This is a genomic window from Microbacterium proteolyticum, assembly GCF_030818075.1.
Lineage (GTDB): Bacteria > Actinomycetota > Actinomycetes > Actinomycetales > Microbacteriaceae > Microbacterium > Microbacterium proteolyticum_A.
In genome coordinates this window covers 3,340,055-3,356,982 of the sequence record NZ_JAUSZZ010000001.1, presented here as the reverse complement: position 1 = coordinate 3,356,982, position 16,928 = coordinate 3,340,055, and the positions used below count along the sequence as shown (strand labels likewise).

Genomic DNA, 16,928 nt, shown 5'->3' with positions numbered 1-16,928 from the left:
TCCCAAGGAGAGAAGAAGCCATGAGCCTCACCGCCGAGAAGACCGACGCGGCCGTCGTCGGACGCGTCGCGCGCGTCACCGGGCCGGTCGTCGACATCGAGTTCCCGCACGACGCGATCCCCGAGATCTACAACGCGCTCACGACCACGATCACCATCGGTGACGAGTCGAGCGAGCTCGTGCTCGAGGTCGCGCAGCACCTGGGTGACGACCTGGTTCGCGCCATCGCCCTCAAGCCCACCGACGGCGTCGTGCGCGGCCAGGAGGTGCGCGACACCGGTGGCCCGATCTCGGTGCCCGTCGGCGACGTCACCAAGGGCAAGGTCTTCAACGTGACCGGCGACGTGCTCAACGCCGCACCCGGCGAGCAGATCGAGGTGACCGAGCGCTGGGGCATCCACCGCAAGGCCCCGAGCTTCGACCAGCTCGAGTCCAAGACCGAGATGTTCGAGACCGGCATCAAGTCCATCGACCTCCTGACCCCCTACGTGCAGGGTGGAAAGATCGGTCTGTTCGGTGGCGCCGGTGTCGGCAAGACCGTCCTCATCCAGGAGATGATCCAGCGCGTCGCGCAGGACCACGGTGGTGTGTCGGTGTTCGCCGGTGTCGGCGAGCGCACCCGTGAGGGCAACGACCTCATCGGTGAGATGGAAGAGGCGGGCGTCTTCGACAAGACCGCCCTCGTGTTCGGCCAGATGGACGAACCGCCGGGGACGCGTCTTCGCGTGGCACTGTCGGCCCTGACGATGGCGGAGTACTTCCGCGACGTGCAGAAGCAGGACGTGCTGTTGTTCATCGACAACATCTTCCGCTTCACGCAGGCCGGTTCCGAGGTGTCGACGCTGCTCGGTCGCATGCCCTCCGCCGTGGGTTACCAGCCGAACCTCGCCGACGAGATGGGTGTGCTCCAGGAGCGCATCACCTCGACGCGAGGCCCACTCGATCACGTCGCTCCAGGCGATCTACGTCCCCGCCGACGACTACACCGACCCGGCCCCGGCGACGACGTTCGCCCACCTCGACGCCACCACCGAGCTCTCGCGTGAGATCGCGTCGAAGGGTCTGTACCCCGCGATCGACCCGCTCACCTCGACGAGCCGCATCCTCGACCCCCGCTACATCGGTGCCGACCACTACCGCGTGGCCACCGCCGTGAAGCAGATCCTGCAGAAGAACAAGGAACTGCAGGAGATCATCGCGATCCTCGGTGTCGACGAGCTCTCCGAGGAAGACAAGATCGTCGTGTCGCGTGCACGCCGCATCCAGCAGTTCCTCTCGCAGAACACCTACATGGCGAAGAAGTTCACCGGCGTGGAGGGCTCCACGGTCCCGATCAAGGAGACCATCGAGTCGTTCGACGCGATCGTCAAGGGTGACTTCGACCACGTGGCCGAGCAGGCCTTCTTCAACGTCGGTGGCATCTCCGACGTCGAGGCCAAGTGGGCGCAGATCCAGAAGGAGAACGGCTGAGATGGCGCTTCGCGTGAGCCTGGTGTCGGCCGACGCCGAGGTGTGGACGGGTGAGGCATCGCTCGTCGTCGCCAAGACGGTCGAGGGCGAGATCGGTTTCATGCAGGGCCACGAGCCGGTGCTGGCCATCCTGTCCCAGGGCGAGGTGCGCATCACCCGCGCCGATGGCTCGAAGATCCTGGCCAGCGCCGAGGACGGGTTCCTGTCGATGGCCAATGACGAACTCACGATCGTCGCAGGAAACGCTGCCCTCGTCTCCTGACGTCCTCACCGCTGACGCGCGTCGCCCGGTTCGCCGGGCGGCGCGCGTCGCTCTTTCCCGGAGGCCGAATGCTCATCCTGCTTCCCCCGTCCGAGACGAAACGTCCAGGCGGTGACGGCGCCCCCCTCGATCTGGGCGCGATGGCCCTGCCGTCGCTCCGCGGCCCGCGCGACACCGTCGTCGACGCGCTCATCGCCCTGTCGGCCGATGTGGAGACGGCCGCGCGCGTGCTGAAGCTCAGCGCCAAGCGCCGCCACGAGATCGACGACAACGCCGCGATCCGGTCGGCCCCGACGATGCCGGCCATGGACCGATACACCGGCGTCCTCTTCGACGCGCTGGATGCCAGGTCCCTCGACGCCGCGGCCAGATCATGGCTGGGTGCGCACGTGCTGATCCACTCGGCGCCCTTCGGTCCCGTCGGCGCGCTGGATCGGATTCCCGCATACCGGTTGGCAGCGGGGACCTCCCTGCCGGGCGCGCCCGCGCTGCGTCGCGTCTGGGCCGACGCGGTGCACGACGCCCTCGCGGCCGCCGCGCCGGCTTTCGTCCTCGACCTGCGGTCCGAGGCCTACGCGGCTCTCGGTCCGATCCCGGGACACGTTCCGTCTGCTTATGTGCGCGTCGTGTCGGAAAGCGACGGGGGTGCCGTCCGGGCGCTCAATCACTTCAACAAGCACACGAAGGGGGAGTTCGTGCGCGCGCTGGCCGCGGATCGCCCGACGATCGAGGATGCCGCCGGCCTCCGGTCCTGGGCACTGTCGGCGGGATGGAGCGTGACCGGCGGCGACGGGGATGAAATCAACCTCTTCGCGAGGTGAAGAATGCGTGCTGCTGTCAGGATTCTCACAGCATCGGTAGCATGATGGCGCACGCTGCGCACGGACGCTCCGCGCACTCGCTCGAAAGGAATCCCCATGAGTGATTCGTCTTACACCTACGACGACGGAAGCGGGCTGGCCGCCCTCGCCTTCCTGATCTTCCTGCTGCCCGTCATCCTCCTCAGCATCTTCGGGGGCTACATCGTCTCGTCGTTCTTCCTCATGAAGATCTTCGAGAAGGCGGGCGTGCAGGGGAAGTGGCGAGCCTGGGTTCCGATCTACAACACGCTCGTCTTCGTGAAGCTCGGTGATGTGTCGCCCTGGGCGTACCTCATCGTGGTCATCGGTGCCAGCGTGCTGAGCGGCATCCCGTTCATCGGTTTCATCTTCGGCCTCGTCGCCATCGCGGCCAGCGTCGTCGTGGCCTGGCGGGTGGGCCTGAAGCTCGGAAAGGATTGGCCGCTCCTGCTGCTGTGGCTCATCCCGGTCGTCGGAACCCTCATCTGGCTCGGCATCCTCGCTTTCGGGTCGTCGCGCTGGAACCCCGCCATCGCCCCCGCTCCGTGGGCGGGCACGATCGCCGCGGACAAGACGGTGTGGGACGGTGTCCCCGTGCAGCCGGGTCAGCAGGTCACGGGCTCCGGCCCCAGCGGACCCGGGTACGACGGACCCGCGGCTCCGCCCGCGGCGGGCCCGACGCCGCCGCCTCCCGGCCACACGCCTCCTCCCGCACCGCCGCAGTACTGATGTCGGCAGGGGCCATCCGCGAGTCGCGGGAGGCCCCCGTCGGTGGTGGCCGCGGACCGCGCGGCATCTGCGGGGGATAGCGTGGGGGGATGACGCCCTCACCGATTCCTCTCCGTCCGGTGGGCCGCTCCGGTCTGCGTGTCTCCGCGGTCGGGCTCGGCTGCAACAACTTCGGTCGGGCGGGTACCGCCACCGAGACGCTCGACGGCACCCGCGCGGTGCTCGATGCGGCCCTCGACGCCGGCGTCACCTTCCTCGACACCGCCGACATCTACGGCCGGTCGTTCGGTCTGTCGGAGACGTTGATGGGGGAGGCCTTGGCCGGCCGGCGCGACGAGGTGGTGCTGGCGACGAAATTCGGTCACGCCGATCTTGCGCCCGCGCTCCCCGGTGGTGCCAAGGGATCGCGCGCCCACGTGCGCCGTGCGGTGGAGGACTCCCTCCGGCGTCTCCGCACGGACTGGATCGACCTCTACCAGTTGCACACGCCCGACCCCTCGACTCCGATCGACGAGACGCTCGACGCACTCGGCGACCTGGTGCGCGAGGGGAAGGTGCGCTATATCGGGCACTCGAACTTCTCGGGCTGGCAGATCGCCGAGGCCGACGCGGCGGCGACGGGCGTGCGCTTCGTCTCTGCGCAGAACCAGTACAGTCTCCTCGCGCGCGCCGCAGAGCGCGAGGTGCTGCCGGCCGCGGCGCATTTCGGGCTCGGCTTCCTGCCGTTCTTCCCGCTGCACAACGGACTCCTGACGGGCAAGTTCTCCCGCGACGGCGGACCCGAAAGCAGTCGCATCATGCGCCAGCGCCCGCATCTGTGGCGTGACGCCCCCTGGGACGCTCTGGAGCGCTACCGCGCGTTCTGCGACGAGCGGAGCATCACCATGCTGGAGGCCACGTTCGGATGGTTCCTGGCCAACCCGGTCGTCTCGAGCGTCATCGCCGGTGCCACCAGCGCCGAGCAGGTGCGCGCGAACGCGGCAGCGGCCTCCGCGTGGGCCCCGACCGCCGCGGACCTCGCCGAGATCGACGGCATCCTGGGCCTTCCCCTCGACCCGGCGGCGGGATGACGGTGGATGCCGTGGGGGCGCGCATCGGGTCGGTCCGGGGTCGAGCGCGGGCGTCTACTAGGATGACAGGGCCGTGCGCTTCCGCCGGCGCAGTCGTCGGCCAACCGGAGGATCATTCGTGCCCGAGGTGACCACCCACACGCGCAGCGTTCCGCTGGGCCAGACGACGCTGGAGCTGTCGTGGGCGGCGGGTACCGACACCGGCCGTCGTCGCGAGGTCAACCAGGACGCCGTCCTCGCCGCCTTCCCGCTCTACGTCGTCGCCGACGGCATGGGCGGACACCTGGGCGGGGAGATCGCCAGCGCGAGCACGGTGGACCGTCTCCGCGCCGTCGTCGACGGGGGCGCGGTGTCGACGAAGAACATCGAGAAGGCCCTCTCGCGCGCGGTGAAAGACATCGTCGCGCACCCCGAGACGACCGACGAGGGCACGGGGACCACGCTCACCGGCGTCTACCTCGAGACGCAGACGGAAGAGCCCCACTGGGTGACGCTCAACATCGGCGACTCCCGCGTCTACCTCCTGCGCGACGGCGAGATCGTGCAGGTCACGACGGACCACTCCGTCGTGCAGGAACTCATCGCCGCCGGCCGCCTCAGCCCCGAAGAGGCCGAGAACCACCCGTACGGCAACGTGATCACCCGCGCCGTCGGACCCAGCGACAGCGTCAAGCCCGATTATCTGCGGCTGGATGTGCTCGACGGCGACCGCTTCGTCATCTGCTCGGACGGGCTGACGAAAGAGCTCACCGACTTCGGCATCCGCCACTTCCTCGAGGCGAACGCCGACCCCGCCGCCGCCGTCGAGGCGATGATGGCGGCGGCGCTCGAGAACGGCGGGCGTGACAACATCACCATCGTCGTTCTCGACGTCACGCGTCGAGACGGCTGAACTCCACCGCGCGGCCCGGGCCCGTCGCTTGACCCGAACGGGTCGCTGATCCTACGTTCGGCACATGACCGCTGCACCCGAATGCACGGCCGGCAAGGGCCTCGCCTCCGGCACCCTCGGACTCTGGGGCTCGACCGTGATCGGTCTGGCATCCACCGCCCCGGTGTACTCGCTCGTGGCCACGCTCGGCTTCGTCGTGCTCGCCGTAGGCGCCTCGGCCCCCATCGCCTTCATCATCGCCTTCATCCCGATGCTGTTCATCGCGTTCGCCTACCGCGAGCTGAACAACGCCGTACCCGACTGCGGCACGACGTTCACATGGAGCACGAAGGCCTTCGGCCCCTGGATCGGGTGGATGGGCGGATGGGGCGTGGCCGTGGCCGGCATGGTCGTGCTGGCGAACCTGTCGCAGATCGCCGGCATCTACCTGTGGTCGCTGATCGGAGACGGATCGCTGGCAGAGAACGTCCCCCTGGTCACCGCGACCGGTGTCGCGTTCATCGCAGCCATGACCTTCGTCAGTTACCGCGGCGTGGAGATCGGCGAGCGCATCCAGAACATCCTGCTCGCCGTGCAGTACATCGTGCTGGGGTTGTTCGTGGTGTTGGCGCTGTGGAAGTTCTTCGACGGCAGCGCGCCGAACCCCACACCCTTCGACATCGCATGGTTCAACCCGTTCGGCTTCACCGACTTCGGCGGCTTCACCGAAGCGGTGCTGCTGGCACTTTTCATCTACTGGGGCTGGGACACCTGTCTCGCGCTGAACGAGGAGACGAAGGATCCTCAACGCATCCCCGGCCGTGCAGCGCTCCTCACGACCGTCATCCTGCTCGGGACCTACGTCACCGTGACCGTGGCCGCGATGATGTACGCGGGGGTCGGGGAGGACGGGGCGGGGCTCGCCAACCCCGACAACGCCGACGACGTGTTCCTGGCGCTGAAGGACGGCCTCTTCGGCCCCTTCGGGTGGGTGCTGATCGTCGCCGTGCTGATCTCGGCGGTGTCGTCGACGCAGACCACCATCCTTCCCACGGCCCGCGGGACCCTCGCGATGGCCGCGTACAAGGCCCTGCCCGCCCGCTTCCGCTCCGTGCATCCGCGCTACCGGACGCCGTCCTTCTCGACGCTCGTCATGGGCGTCGTCGCCAGCGTGTACTACGTCGGGATGACCCTCATCAGCGACAACATCCTCCAGGACTCGATCCTGTCCCTGGGGCTGGCGATCGCGTTCTATTACGCCCTGACCGGTTACGCGTGCGTGTGGTACTACCGACGGCAGCTGTTCTCATCGGCGACGAATCTCGTCTACCGCGGCATCCTTCCCCTGCTGGGTGCGCTGATGCTGACGTTCGCGTTCGTGCAATCCGCCGTCGACATGTACGACCCGGAGTACGGCTACACCGTGCTGTTCGGGATCGGGGGGACCTTCGTGATGGGGATCGGAGCTCTCGCGGTCGGCGTCGTGCTCATGCTCATCTGGTTCGCGGTGCCCGATTCGAAGCCGTTCTTCCGTGGTGAGAGCCTGAACCGCGACACCGAGGTGCTCGTCCCCGACGAGCCGGTGACCTACCCGCGCTCGGTGGACGGCGGCATCTGACGCCCGGCCGCCGTCAGACGGCGGCGCGGATCGCGCCGACCTCGGCACCGCCGCCGAGCACCGACAACGGCAGATGCGCCACCGTGTCGGCCACGGCCTCGGGGGTGAGGGCGCCCGCGCGCTCGAGCAGGCGCAGCGCCACCACGTGGCCGGCGCGGTTGGACCCGTCGAGCATCTTCAGCGCGACCGTGGTGCCGTCGGGGGCCGTCATCACCTGGACGCCCTCGGCGCCCATCTTGCTGAAGACACCGAGATGATCGATGACGACCGTGTCGGGGCGACCGGGACCGTCGATCGTCCACGCGTGGTCTTTGACGGCGCGCACGAGGGTTCCGGCGCTGCGGTGCAGCGCGAAGGGAGACCGCTCGGATGACGTCGCGATGCGCTGGATGGCACGGGCGAGGCCCACGAGGCTCATCGCGTAGACGGGGGCGCCGCACCCGTCGATCGCCGTGGTGGTCAGGCGCTCGCCCACGAGCCGCTCGATCACCTCGCGGATGTGCACCTGCAGCGGGTGCTGCGCGTCGAGGTAGTTCGCGGTCGGCCACCCGTTCGCGACGCACGTCAGAAGCATGGCGGCGTGCTTTCCGGAGCAGTTCATCCGCAGCGGCGAGGGACCGCCGTGATCGCGTACGAGCTCGTCGCGCGATGCCTGGTCGGACGGCCACGCGGCCGGGCAGCCCAGGTCGTCTTCGGTGAGGCCCGCCGACTGCAGCATGCCCCGGGCCACCTCGGCGTGCCGGTCGGTGCCGCAGTGGCTCGCCATCGAGATCGCCAGTCGCTCGTCGGCGAGGTCGACGCCGGCCGACAGGCACGCGAGCGCCTGCAGCGGCTTCATGCTCGAGCGGGGGAGGAAAGGTGCGGTCGGGTCGCCGAGGGAGAGCTTCTCCGACCCGTCGGGGGCGAGCACCACCGCCACGCCGTGGTGCCGTGACTCCACGAACCCGTTGCGATCGACGACGGCGAGTTCAGCGAAGGCGGGGGGCGTCGGCATCCCTCCATCGTATCCCGGCACCTCGCCGCCCGACGGGGCCCGCCTCCCCGCGTGAGTCGCCAGGATCTGTCGCCGGGAGCGGCGTCGAAGCGACACATCCTGGCGACTCGCGCGGCGGTGGGGGTGGGGTGGGGGCAGACTGGTGGCATGAACGGAGAGCACCAGTACCGTCTGCACGCGACCTGGACGGGCGACCGGGGGAGCGGCACGAGCGGGTATCGCGACTACGACCGGGCCGTGACGCTCGAGGTCGACGGGAAGCCCGCCATCGCGGCATCCGCCGACAAGCCGTTCCGCGGCGACCCCGCCAAGTGGAACCCGGAGGAGCTGCTCCTCGCCGCGCTGAGCGAATGCCACCTGCTGTCCTACCTGCACGCCTGCGTCACGACCGGGGTCGTCGTCACGGGGTACGAGGACGACGCATCGGGCACCATGCAGGAAGACGGCAACAGCGGGGGAGCATTCACAGAGGTGGTGCTGCGCCCGCGGGTGCGGGTCGCCGAGGAGTCGATGGTCGAGGCGGCCCGCGCCGCGCACGCGCAGGCGCGCGCGTGGTGCTTCATCGCCAACTCGGTCAACTTCCCCGTGCGGCACGAACCGGAGATCACGGTCGGCTGAGCGCGGGCGTGCACCGAGGCGGCGCATACGCCGAGGTCATAGGGTGAGCGCATGCAGCTCGAACCAGCCCTGCGCCGCCTCGACCGCATCGCCGGCGGACGTCAGGCCGGCCATCGCGTCGCCGTCTCCGACGACCCGAAGGTGCGGCGCGCGTTCCGTGCGATGACGCTGCTGCTGGCGGCGGGCTTCGTGCTCGGCGTCGCCACGGTGGTGGTCGCTTTCGTCATGACGCAGAACGGCGCCGATGTGGGGTTCGCCGTGTGGATGCGCTGCCTCGTCGTGCTGGCCATCACCACGACGCTGTTCTACTTCCTGTGGCGCGCGTGGGCGGGCTGGTACTGGGCGTTCCGGCGTCTGCAGCTGTTCAGCCGCATCTTCCCGGTCGTCGCCCTCGTGCTCGCCGCGATCCCCGGGCTCTACCCGTTCTGGGTGGTCACCGAGCAGATCCTGTTCGCGATCCTGCTCATCGGGGTCTCCGACTACTTGCAGTCCGATGTCGTGCGTGCGGCGTTTCCCAAGCCGCAGCGCTGAGTCGACGGCATCCGGATGCCGGGCACCCGGCGTTTCGCGGACGCGATCGGTCCCTTCGACAGGCTCAGGGACCTCCGCGGCGAGGTGGCTGAGCCTGTCGAAGCCCCCAGCAGTCACCACACGACGAAAACCCCGCCGGCACGGAGCCGGCGGGGTTTCCGCTGCGACACGGCGCGTCAGCGCACGTCGTCGTCGACCCAGTCCATGGACTTGGTGACGGCCTTCTTCCACAGGCGCAGCTCGCGGTCGCGCTCGCCGGCGTCCATGCGGGGCTCCCAGCGCTTGTCCTCCTGCCAGTTGGAGCGGAGGTCGTCGAGGTTGTCCCAGAAGCCGACCGCGAGGCCCGCGGCGTACGCGGCGCCGAGGGCGGTGGTCTCGGCGACCACCGGACGCACGACCGGCACGCCCAGGATGTCGGCCTGGAACTGCATGAGCGCATCGTTCGCGGTCATGCCGCCGTCGACCTTCAGCTCCTCCAGGTCGACGCCCGAGTCGGCGTTGACGGCGTCGAGCACCTCGCGGGACTGGAAGGCGGTGGCCTCGAGGGCCGCGCGGGCGATGTGGCCCTTGTTGACGTACCGCGTCATGCCGACGATCGCGCCGCGGGCATCGGGCCGCCAGTACGGCGCGAACAGGCCCGAGAACGCCGGCACGAAGTACACGCCGCCGTTGTCGTCGACGCTGGAGGCCAGCGCCTCGACCTCGGGGGCCGAGGAGATGATGCCGAGCTGGTCGCGCAGCCACTGGATGAGCGAGCCGGTCACGGCGATCGAGCCTTCGAGGGCGTAGCGGGCGGGCTGGTCGCCGAGCTTGTAGCCCAGGGTCGTCAGCAGACCGTTCTGGGAGCGGACGATCTCTTCCCCCGTCTGGAAGATGAGGAAGTTACCCGTGCCGTAGGTGTTCTTGCTCTCACCCGGGTCGAAGGCGGCCTGACCGAAGGTCGCCGCCTGCTGGTCTCCCAGGATGCCGGCGATCGGCGTCTCGCGCAGCAGCGACGACGACTCCACCGTGCCGTACACCTCGGACGACGAGCGGATCTCCGGAAGCATCGAGGCGGGGACATTGAAGTCGGCCAGGATGTCGTCACGCCAGGACAGCGTCTCGAGGTCCATGAACAGCGTGCGGCTGGCGTTGGTGACGTCGGTCGCGTGCACGCCGCCGTCGGTGCCACCGGTGAGGTTCCACAGCACCCAGGTGTCGGTCGTGCCGAACAGCAGGTCGCCGGCGTCGGCCTTCTCACGGGCCCCGTCGACGTTCTCCAGGATCCAGACGATCTTGGTGCCCGAGAAGTAGGTCGCCAGCGGCAGGCCGACGATGCTCTTGTAGCGCTCGGGGTCACCGTCGGCGAGGCGGTCGACGATGGACTGCGTGCGCGTGTCCTGCCAGACGATGGCGTTGTACACGGGGTTGCCGGTGTTCTTGTCCCAGACGACCGCGGTCTCGCGCTGGTTGGTGATGCCCACGGCGGCGATGTCGTGCCGGGTGATGTCGGCACGGCTGAGGGCCAGGCCGATGACCTCCTGGGTGTTGCGCCAGATCTCGAGCGGGTCGTGCTCGACCCAGCCCGCGCGCGGGAAGATCTGCTCGTGCTCCTTCTGCCCGACGGAGATGACGCTACCGCTCGTGTCGAAGATCATCGCGCGCGTCGATGTCGTGCCTTGGTCGATGGCGAGGACGTAATCGGCCATGGAGGGACTCCTTTGTCTTGTTCGGTGGTGAAGGTGGTGAAGGGCGGGGCGGCCTTTCCGGGCGGATCGGCCACCCCGGGGGTCAGGAGGCGGCCAGTCCGAGCAGCACCGGGGCGAGAAGGCCTGCGAGCGCACCGCCCACGAGGGGACCGGCGACCGGAACCCAGGCGTAGCCCCAGTCGCTGCCGCCCTTGCCCCTGATGGGGAGGATCGCGTGCGCGATGCGCGGACCGAGGTCGCGCGCGGGGTTGATGGCGTACCCGGTCGGACCGCCGAGGGAGGCGCCGATGCCGACCACGAGCAGGGCGACGGGAACGGCGGCGAGGCCGCCGATGCCTCCCGGAACGCCGATGTCGGCCACGCCGTAGTCGCGGAAGCCGAAGATGACGAACACGAGCACGAAGGTGGCGATGACCTCGGTGAGGAAGTTGAAGCCGTAGGAGCGGACGGCGGGGCCGGTCGAGAACACGCCCAGCTTGGCGGCCGGGTCGGGCTCGTCGTCGAAGTGCTGCTTGTAGGAGGCCCACGCCAGCACGGCACCGATGATCGCGCCGACCATCTGAGCCGCGACGGCGACCAGGAACTGCACGAACGTGATGTCACCGTGCACGAGGAGTCCGATGGAGACGGCGGGGTTCAGCTGCGCGCCGGAGTAGGCCGAGACGATGACGCCGGCGAAGACGGCCAGGCCCCACCCCCAGTTGACCATCAGGGTGCCACCCGCATTGCCCTTGGTCTTGGCGAGGGCCACGTTGGCGACCACGCCGCAGCCCAGCAGGATGAGCATCGCGGTGCCGACCACCTCGGAGAGGAAGTACAGCCCCAGGTTCACTTCTTGCATGTCTTCATCGACCTTTCTTTTCTCACCCGGACTTCGTCGCCGCGGGTGGTCGTGCAGCTCGGCGGGTCGAACCGCCGGTGTGGGTGCGGGCGCGCGATCGGTGGCGCGCCCGCACCTCGGTCAGATCCGAGCGACCCCCGCCTGGGCCAGATCGACCCGGTGAGCGGTGCGGAGGATCTCCGTCGTGCGGGTGACCTCCTCGTCGATGCGGTCGACGTCCCACCCGAGGGGTCCGGCGATCGCTTCGGCCACCTCCCGTAGCGTGCGCTCCGTCATCCCTCCGACGAACGCGAGGTGCGTCCGGCGCAGCAGCACGTCGATCAGGTGCACGACCTGCTCGTGCTCGGCGATCCAGGTGAGTTCCTCGCGGTAGTACCCCGGCGCGTCGGGCACCGGAGTCGGCTCGGCGGGGAGGGCGGTGAGGATCGCGTCGGCGCGCGTGCCGTAGCGCTCCAGCATGGCATCCACCAGCTCCGCGGAGTGCGCGTTCGTGCGGGCGGACACCCAGCGTCGGCGCTGCTCGGGCGTCGCCGGGAAGCCGGCACCCCCGCCGATCGACAGGCCCTGGGTGCTCACGCGATGCGGGCGGCGCAGCTTCTGCAGGGCCTTCATGCTGAGGTGCTCGGCGAGAGCGCGGAACGTGGTCCACTTGCCGCCGACGAGGCTGAAGCCCGGGACGCCCGCGATCTCGTCCTCGACGATGCGGTAGTCGCGCGAGACGAATCCCGGCGCGGTGTCGTCGTGGCGGGGCAGCGGGCGGATGCCCGAGAACGTGTAGACGATCTGCGAGCGGTCGACCGCGATGCTCGGGAAGACGTGCCCGATGAGGTCGAAGAAGTAGGCGATCTCGTCGTCGGTGCACACCACGGGCTTCGCCGGGTCGGCGTCGATGTCGGTGGTTCCGACGAGCACGCGATCCTTGAGGGGGTAGATCAGCACGATGCGGCCGTCGGAGTGCTCGAAGAAGATCTCGCGACCGCCGGTGGCGGCGAGCAGGTCGGGGTTGTCGAGCACGATGTGCGACCCCTTGGTGCCGCCCATGAACTGCGTCTTCACCCCCATCGCGGCATTGGCGAGGTCGGTCCAGGGGCCGGCGGTGTTCAAGACCACCTTCGCGGCGACCGAGAACTCCTCACCCGACACCTCGTCGCGCACGCGCACGCCGTTCTGGTCGGCGCCGACGGCCGAGACGTAGTTGACCGCCTGCGTGCGTCCACCGCCGGCCTCGATGCCGTCGCGCAGCACGTCGAGGGCGATGCGCTCGGGGTCGTGCATCGACGCGTCGAAGTAGGTGGCGGTGTAGGCCAGGTCGGGATTGAGCTGGGGGAGTTCGGCGAGCGACTTCTTCTTGCCCAGGAATTTGTGGCGCGGGACCGAGCCCCCGTCGCGCGAGAACGTGTCGTACATGATGAGGCCGACCTTGATCAGCAGCGCGCCGCGCTCGTTCGGCTTGCCGCGGCCGTGGGTCACGAGGAGGCGGAAGGGCGCCGACAGGATGCCGGAGAACGTCTTGTAGATCGGGATCGTCGTCTCGAGCGGCTTGACGTAGTGGGGCGCGGTCTTGAGCAGATCGTTGCGCTCGGTCACGGCCTCCTTCACGAGGCGGAACTCGCCGTTCTCGAGGTAGCGGATGCCGCCGTGCACCATGTGGCTGGAGGCCGAGGAGGCGCCGGAGACGAAGTCACCGCGCTCGACGAGCGCGACCTTCACACCCTGAAGAGCGAGGTCGCGGAGGGTGGCGAGGCCGTTGATCCCCCCGCCGATGATGAGGACGTCGAGGTCTTCGGCGTCGCGGAGCGCCTGAACGTCGGCGCGGAGCGGAGTTGCGGGGGACGACATGTCGACTGCGACCTTTCGTTGTCGGTACGTCAGAAGGATGCGCCTGAGTGCACATTGTTGCAAGACCCTTGAGAAAACGTGCAGACTAGCGGGTGTAAGGAGGGGGGAAGCGTGACGCAGGCCGAGGAACGCTCCCGCGACGCGCTCCGGGCGGCGCAGCTGTACTACCTGCAGGACCTGACGATGGATGCCATCGCGCACGAGATGCGCATCTCGCGGTCGTCCGTGTCCCGTCTGCTGCAGCACGCACGCGACGTGGGGCTGGTGACCATCTCGATCAGTCAGCCCGACGACGCGCGCGGCCAGATGGCCCAGCGCATCGCCGATCGCTTCGGCATCACCGCCCACGTCGTGCCGACACCCGCACGGACGTCGGAAGCCGAGCGCCTCGAACGAACGGCCCTCACGGCAGCGCGGATCCTCGCGGAAAGGGTCGAGTCGTCGATGACTGTCGGCGTGGCCTGGGGCTCCACGCTGTCGGCCGTGGCCCGGCACGTACCCGTCAAAGACGTGCACGACACCCACATCGTGCAGATGAACGGCGCGGCGAACGTGCGCACCTCCGGCATCCCCTACGCGGGGGAGATCCTCACGAAGTTCGGCGCGGCCTGGTCGTCCTCCGTGCACCAATTCCCGGTGCCCGCCCTCTTCGACGATCCGCACACCAAGCAGGCGATGTGGCGCGAGCGCTCGGTGCGCTCGGTCCTGGAGATCCAGCAGCGCGTCGGACTGTTCGTCTTCGGTCTCGGCTCGCCCCACGCCGACGTGCCCTCGCACGTCTACAGCGGTGATTACTTCGACGAGCGCGACCGTGCCGTCATCGAACGGGAGGGCGTCGTCGGCGACTGCGCGACGGTGTTCTACCGCGTCGACGGCTCGAGCGACATCCGCGAGCTGAACGCGCGCTCGAGCGGCCCCGACCTCGACACCGTCCGCCGCATCCCGCGGCGCTTCTGCGTCGTCTCGAGCTTGTCGAAGCTCGACGGGTTGCGCGGGGCGCTCGCCGCCGGGCTGATCACCGAGCTCGTCGTCGAGGAGGCGCTGGCGCGGCGACTGCTGAGCGTCGCGCGCTGACCGCCGGCCGGCGCTGGAGGCACGACGGCGCAGACCGCCGCGCCGCGCTCAGCGCTCGCCGAACCCGTCGTCGATGCGAGCGCGCAGGTCGTCGAGGGCCTGCCGGGCCTGAGGGCCGGTGGCGCTCACCCGCACCCGCGCGCCCCGCCGGATGCCGAGAGCCATGAGCGCCAGCAGGCTGCGTGCCGAGACCTCCTCGGAGCCGGCATCGAGGTCGCAGATGCGGACCTCGGCGTCGTACTGCGACGCCGCCTTGACGAAAGCCGCGGCGGGGCGGGCGTGCAAGCCGGACGGGTTCACGACGAGCGCTTCGAACGACACGGTGCGCCCGTCCACGGCGGTCCCGGGTGCCGGGTCGGGGGCGTCCGGTCCGGAGGCGGGGGAGTCCGGTGCCGTCGTCGAGGCGTCGTCGTCGGTGGCGAGAATCGGGGATGCCGCATCGCCCGGGCCGCCGAGCTGACGCTCCTTCGCCTCGGCCGCGCCACGCACCTCGGCGGCGACGGTCTCGAGATCGGCGCCGTCCGCCGCGGTGACCACCGCCGCCACGAGACCCTCGACGAAGGGAGCCGCGCTCAGTCGGACGCGCTCGGGTCGGGCGACGAATTCCAGAGCCGTCTCGGCGCTGAGGATCGCCGAGCCGAGGTCCATGAGCACGAGCACGCCGTCTCCGGAGTCGGCCTCCTCGATGGCTGCGGCGATGGCGACGGCATCCGTTCCGAGGTCGTCGTCCGGTCCGCCGGCGGCCACGCGCACCGTGGGCGGGTCGTCTCCGCCCATCTGCAGCGCGAGATGAACGGCCGCATCTGCGAGCGCGCGGCTGTGCGAGACGGCGACGAGACCGATCACTCGGCGCCCGCCAGGGTGTCGCGCAACGCCTCGAGCAGCAGGGTCGCCGACGCCGCGCCCGGGTCGACGTGACCGGCGCTGCGCTCGCCGAGGTAGCTCGCGCGGCCCTTGCGGGCGACGAGGTGCTCGGTCGCGTCGCGGCCCCGCGCGGCGGCCTCCGCGGCCGCCCGCGCCGCGGCGGCAAGGCCGTCGGCCGCCGCGGCGTCCCACGCGTCGAGAGCGGGGGAGAGGGCGTCGATCATCGTCTTGTCGCCGAGCTCGGCCTTGCCACGGGCCACGACCCCGTCGACCCCGGCGCGCAGGGCGGCGCCGAGGGCTGCGGCATCCACCTCGTCCGACGCCAGTGCCGGTCCCATGCGCAGGAACAACGTGCCGTACAGGGGGCCGCTGGCACCGCCCACCGACGACACCAGGGTCATGCCGACGGTCTTGAACAGTTCCGCCGCGTCGGCTGGGGCGGGTTCGAGCCGTGCGACCACCGCATCGAGACCACGGGCCATGTTCGACCCGTGGTCGGCGTCGCCGATCTCGGAGTCCAGACGCGTCAACTCGTCTTTGTGCTGCTGCACCGCGTCGCGGAACCGGCGGATCCAGGCGACGAGGTCGTCGATGGAGACGGCGTCGCTCATGCGCCCCACCGCAGGCCCGGGGTCACGACGGGGGCGTCCCACAGGCGGAGCATCTCGTCGTCGGCCTTCACGACCGTGAGCGAGGCGCCGGCCATGTCGAGGCTGGTGATGTAGTCGCCGATGAGGACGCGCCGGACGTCGACACCCGCCTCTTCGAGCAGCGGCGCGATCTCGCCGTACAGCAGGTATTGCTCGATGAGCGGGGTGCCGCCGAGGCCCGACAGCAGCACGATCGCAGGCCCGACCGGCTCGCCGAAGTCGTGCACGATCGGGTCGACCATGAGCTTCGCGATCTCTCGGGCGGATGCCAGTGCGACCCGCGAGCGACCGGGTTCGCCGTGGATGCCGACACCGATCTCCATCTCGTCATCCGGCAGGTCGAACGTCGGCCGCCCCGCCGCGGGCACGGTGCAGCTGGTCAGCGCGACGCCCATCGACCGGCCCGCCGCGGACACGCGCCGCGCGAGAGCGGCGACGGTCGCGAGGTCGGCGCCCTCCTCGGCGAGGGCGCCGACGATCTTCTCGAGCACGACCGTGGTCCCCGTGCCGCGGCGACCCGCCGTCCACGTCGAGTCCTGGACGGCGACATCGTCGGCGACGACGACGGCCTCGACCTGCAGGCCCTCGGCCGCGGCGAGCTCCGCCGCCATGTCGAAGTTCAAGACGTCGCCGGTGTAGTTCTTCACGATGTGCAGCACGCCGGCACCGGAGTCGACGGCCTGGGTCGCGGCCAGCACCTGGTCGGGCGTGGGCGAGGTGAAGACCTCGCCGGCGGCGGCGGCGTCGAGCATGCCGAGTCCCACGAAGCCACCGTGCAGCGGCTCGTGCCCTGAACCGCCACCCGACACCAGGGCGACCTTGCCCTCACGGGTGGGCTGCGCGCGCAGGATGAGGCGGTTGGCGGCATCCACCCTCAGGTCGGGGTAGGCGGCGTCGATCCCCCGCAGGGCCTCGGCCAGCACGTCGCCCGGGTCGTTCACGAACTTCTTCACGCCTGCCTCCTCGTCGT

Annotated in this window: 16 protein-coding genes and 1 pseudogene; 10 read left to right on the top strand and 7 right to left on the bottom strand. The window is 69.8% G+C overall.

Translation table 11 applies throughout. The features are described from left to right. The first annotated feature begins 20 nt into the window (after positions 1-20). From atpD to QE392_RS15590, 7 genes and pseudogenes are all read left to right on the top strand, one after another. Positions 21-1,470 (top strand): annotated as a pseudogene (atpD, locus tag QE392_RS15620) (F0F1 ATP synthase subunit beta). 1 nt (position 1,471) lies between these two features. Continuing rightward, complete coding sequence (locus QE392_RS15615; protein WP_307453369.1) at positions 1,472-1,732, top strand: F0F1 ATP synthase subunit epsilon; 261 nt, start codon at positions 1,472-1,474, stop codon at positions 1,730-1,732. A 68-nt stretch (positions 1,733-1,800) separates the two neighbouring features. Continuing rightward, positions 1,801-2,553: a YaaA family protein gene (locus tag QE392_RS15610; RefSeq protein WP_307453366.1), complete on the top strand. Its 753-nt coding sequence runs from the start codon at positions 1,801-1,803 to the stop codon at positions 2,551-2,553. A 96-nt stretch (positions 2,554-2,649) separates the two neighbouring features. After that, positions 2,650-3,300 carry a large exoprotein gene (locus tag QE392_RS15605; protein ID WP_307453364.1) on the top strand — a complete coding sequence of 217 codons (651 nt, stop codon included), beginning with the start codon at positions 2,650-2,652 and terminating at the stop codon, positions 3,298-3,300. Between the two features lie 89 nt (positions 3,301-3,389). Then, positions 3,390-4,370 carry an aldo/keto reductase gene (locus tag QE392_RS15600; RefSeq protein WP_307453362.1) on the top strand — a complete coding sequence of 327 codons (981 nt, stop codon included), beginning with the start codon at positions 3,390-3,392 and terminating at the stop codon, positions 4,368-4,370. Between the two features lie 118 nt (positions 4,371-4,488). Further along, positions 4,489-5,262: a PP2C family protein-serine/threonine phosphatase gene (locus QE392_RS15595; protein WP_307453359.1), complete on the top strand. Its 774-nt coding sequence runs from the start codon at positions 4,489-4,491 to the stop codon at positions 5,260-5,262. A gap of 64 nt (positions 5,263-5,326) precedes the next feature. Beyond that, positions 5,327-6,859: an APC family permease gene (locus QE392_RS15590; RefSeq protein ID WP_307453357.1), complete on the top strand. Its 1,533-nt coding sequence runs from the start codon at positions 5,327-5,329 to the stop codon at positions 6,857-6,859. Between the two features lie 13 nt (positions 6,860-6,872). Here the strand turns inward: QE392_RS15590 and QE392_RS15585 are convergent, their stop codons facing one another. Next, positions 6,873-7,853: an asparaginase gene (locus QE392_RS15585; RefSeq protein ID WP_307453355.1), complete on the bottom strand. Its 981-nt coding sequence runs from the start codon at positions 7,851-7,853 to the stop codon at positions 6,873-6,875. 147 nt (positions 7,854-8,000) lie between these two features. Here QE392_RS15585 and QE392_RS15580 point away from each other — a divergent pair, with 147 nt between their 5' ends. Together QE392_RS15580 and QE392_RS15575 are read left to right on the top strand one after the other, a co-directional pair. Further along, a complete protein-coding gene (locus QE392_RS15580) occupies positions 8,001-8,471 on the top strand; it encodes an OsmC family protein (RefSeq protein WP_307453353.1) in 471 nt (156 codons plus the stop codon). 51 nt (positions 8,472-8,522) lie between these two features. Beyond that, complete coding sequence (locus tag QE392_RS15575; RefSeq protein ID WP_307453351.1) at positions 8,523-9,002, top strand: hypothetical protein; 480 nt, start codon at positions 8,523-8,525, stop codon at positions 9,000-9,002. A gap of 176 nt (positions 9,003-9,178) precedes the next feature. Here QE392_RS15575 and glpK read toward each other — a convergent pair whose 3' ends face one another. From glpK to QE392_RS15560, 3 genes are all read right to left on the bottom strand, one after another. Beyond that, the gene (gene glpK, locus QE392_RS15570) at positions 9,179-10,690 is read right to left on the bottom strand and encodes a glycerol kinase GlpK (protein WP_307453348.1); all 1,512 of its coding nucleotides are present in this window, start codon (positions 10,688-10,690) and stop codon (positions 9,179-9,181) included. 82 nt (positions 10,691-10,772) lie between these two features. Next, positions 10,773-11,531, bottom strand: a complete 759-nt coding sequence (locus QE392_RS15565; RefSeq protein WP_307453345.1) for an MIP/aquaporin family protein — start codon at positions 11,529-11,531, stop codon at positions 10,773-10,775. A 120-nt stretch (positions 11,532-11,651) separates the two neighbouring features. Further along, positions 11,652-13,370, bottom strand: coding sequence for a glycerol-3-phosphate dehydrogenase/oxidase (locus tag QE392_RS15560; protein ID WP_307453343.1), 1,719 nt, complete (start codon positions 13,368-13,370; stop codon positions 11,652-11,654). Between the two features lie 111 nt (positions 13,371-13,481). Here QE392_RS15560 and QE392_RS15555 point away from each other — a divergent pair, with 111 nt between their 5' ends. Then, the gene (locus QE392_RS15555) at positions 13,482-14,444 is read left to right on the top strand and encodes a sugar-binding transcriptional regulator (RefSeq protein ID WP_373426485.1); all 963 of its coding nucleotides are present in this window, start codon (positions 13,482-13,484) and stop codon (positions 14,442-14,444) included. A 48-nt stretch (positions 14,445-14,492) separates the two neighbouring features. Here the strand turns inward: QE392_RS15555 and dhaM are convergent, their stop codons facing one another. Genes dhaM through dhaK form a run of 3 tightly spaced genes read right to left on the bottom strand, consistent with a single transcriptional unit; the run spans position 14,493 to position 16,911 of the window. Beyond that, on the bottom strand, positions 14,493-15,290 hold the full coding sequence (dhaM, locus tag QE392_RS15550; RefSeq protein WP_307453341.1) for a dihydroxyacetone kinase phosphoryl donor subunit DhaM: 798 nt from the start codon (positions 15,288-15,290) through the stop codon (positions 14,493-14,495). Further along, entirely contained in the window at positions 15,287-15,919 is a 633-nt protein-coding gene (gene dhaL, locus QE392_RS15545) for a dihydroxyacetone kinase subunit DhaL (protein ID WP_307453339.1), read from the bottom strand. Before dhaL ends, dhaM begins: the two co-directional genes overlap by 4 nt. Beyond that, on the bottom strand, positions 15,916-16,911 hold the full coding sequence (gene dhaK, locus QE392_RS15540; protein WP_307453337.1) for a dihydroxyacetone kinase subunit DhaK: 996 nt from the start codon (positions 16,909-16,911) through the stop codon (positions 15,916-15,918). The genes dhaL and dhaK overlap by 4 nt, the downstream gene beginning before the upstream one ends. Between the last annotated feature and the right edge of the window lie 17 nt (positions 16,912-16,928).

Bases quoted from the DNA above. Each gene is read 5' to 3' on its own strand.
- QE392_RS15615 (WP_307453369.1), top strand. From the start codon at position 1,472: ATGGCGCTTCGCGTGAGCCTGGTGTCGGCCGACGCCGAGGTGTGGACG.
- QE392_RS15610 (WP_307453366.1), top strand. From the start codon at position 1,801: ATGCTCATCCTGCTTCCCCCGTCCGAGACGAAACGTCCAGGCGGTGAC.
- QE392_RS15605 (WP_307453364.1), top strand. From the start codon at position 2,650: ATGAGTGATTCGTCTTACACCTACGACGACGGAAGCGGGCTGGCCGCC.
- QE392_RS15600 (WP_307453362.1), top strand. From the start codon at position 3,390: ATGACGCCCTCACCGATTCCTCTCCGTCCGGTGGGCCGCTCCGGTCTG.
- QE392_RS15590 (WP_307453357.1), top strand. From the start codon at position 5,327: ATGACCGCTGCACCCGAATGCACGGCCGGCAAGGGCCTCGCCTCCGGC.
- QE392_RS15585 (WP_307453355.1), bottom strand. From the start codon at position 7,853: ATGCCGACGCCCCCCGCCTTCGCTGAACTCGCCGTCGTCGATCGCAAC.
- QE392_RS15580 (WP_307453353.1), top strand. From the start codon at position 8,001: ATGAACGGAGAGCACCAGTACCGTCTGCACGCGACCTGGACGGGCGAC.
- QE392_RS15575 (WP_307453351.1), top strand. From the start codon at position 8,523: ATGCAGCTCGAACCAGCCCTGCGCCGCCTCGACCGCATCGCCGGCGGA.
- glpK (WP_307453348.1), bottom strand. From the start codon at position 10,690: ATGGCCGATTACGTCCTCGCCATCGACCAAGGCACGACATCGACGCGC.
- QE392_RS15565 (WP_307453345.1), bottom strand. From the start codon at position 11,531: ATGCAAGAAGTGAACCTGGGGCTGTACTTCCTCTCCGAGGTGGTCGGC.
- QE392_RS15560 (WP_307453343.1), bottom strand. From the start codon at position 13,370: ATGTCGTCCCCCGCAACTCCGCTCCGCGCCGACGTTCAGGCGCTCCGC.
- dhaL (WP_307453339.1), bottom strand. From the start codon at position 15,919: ATGAGCGACGCCGTCTCCATCGACGACCTCGTCGCCTGGATCCGCCGG.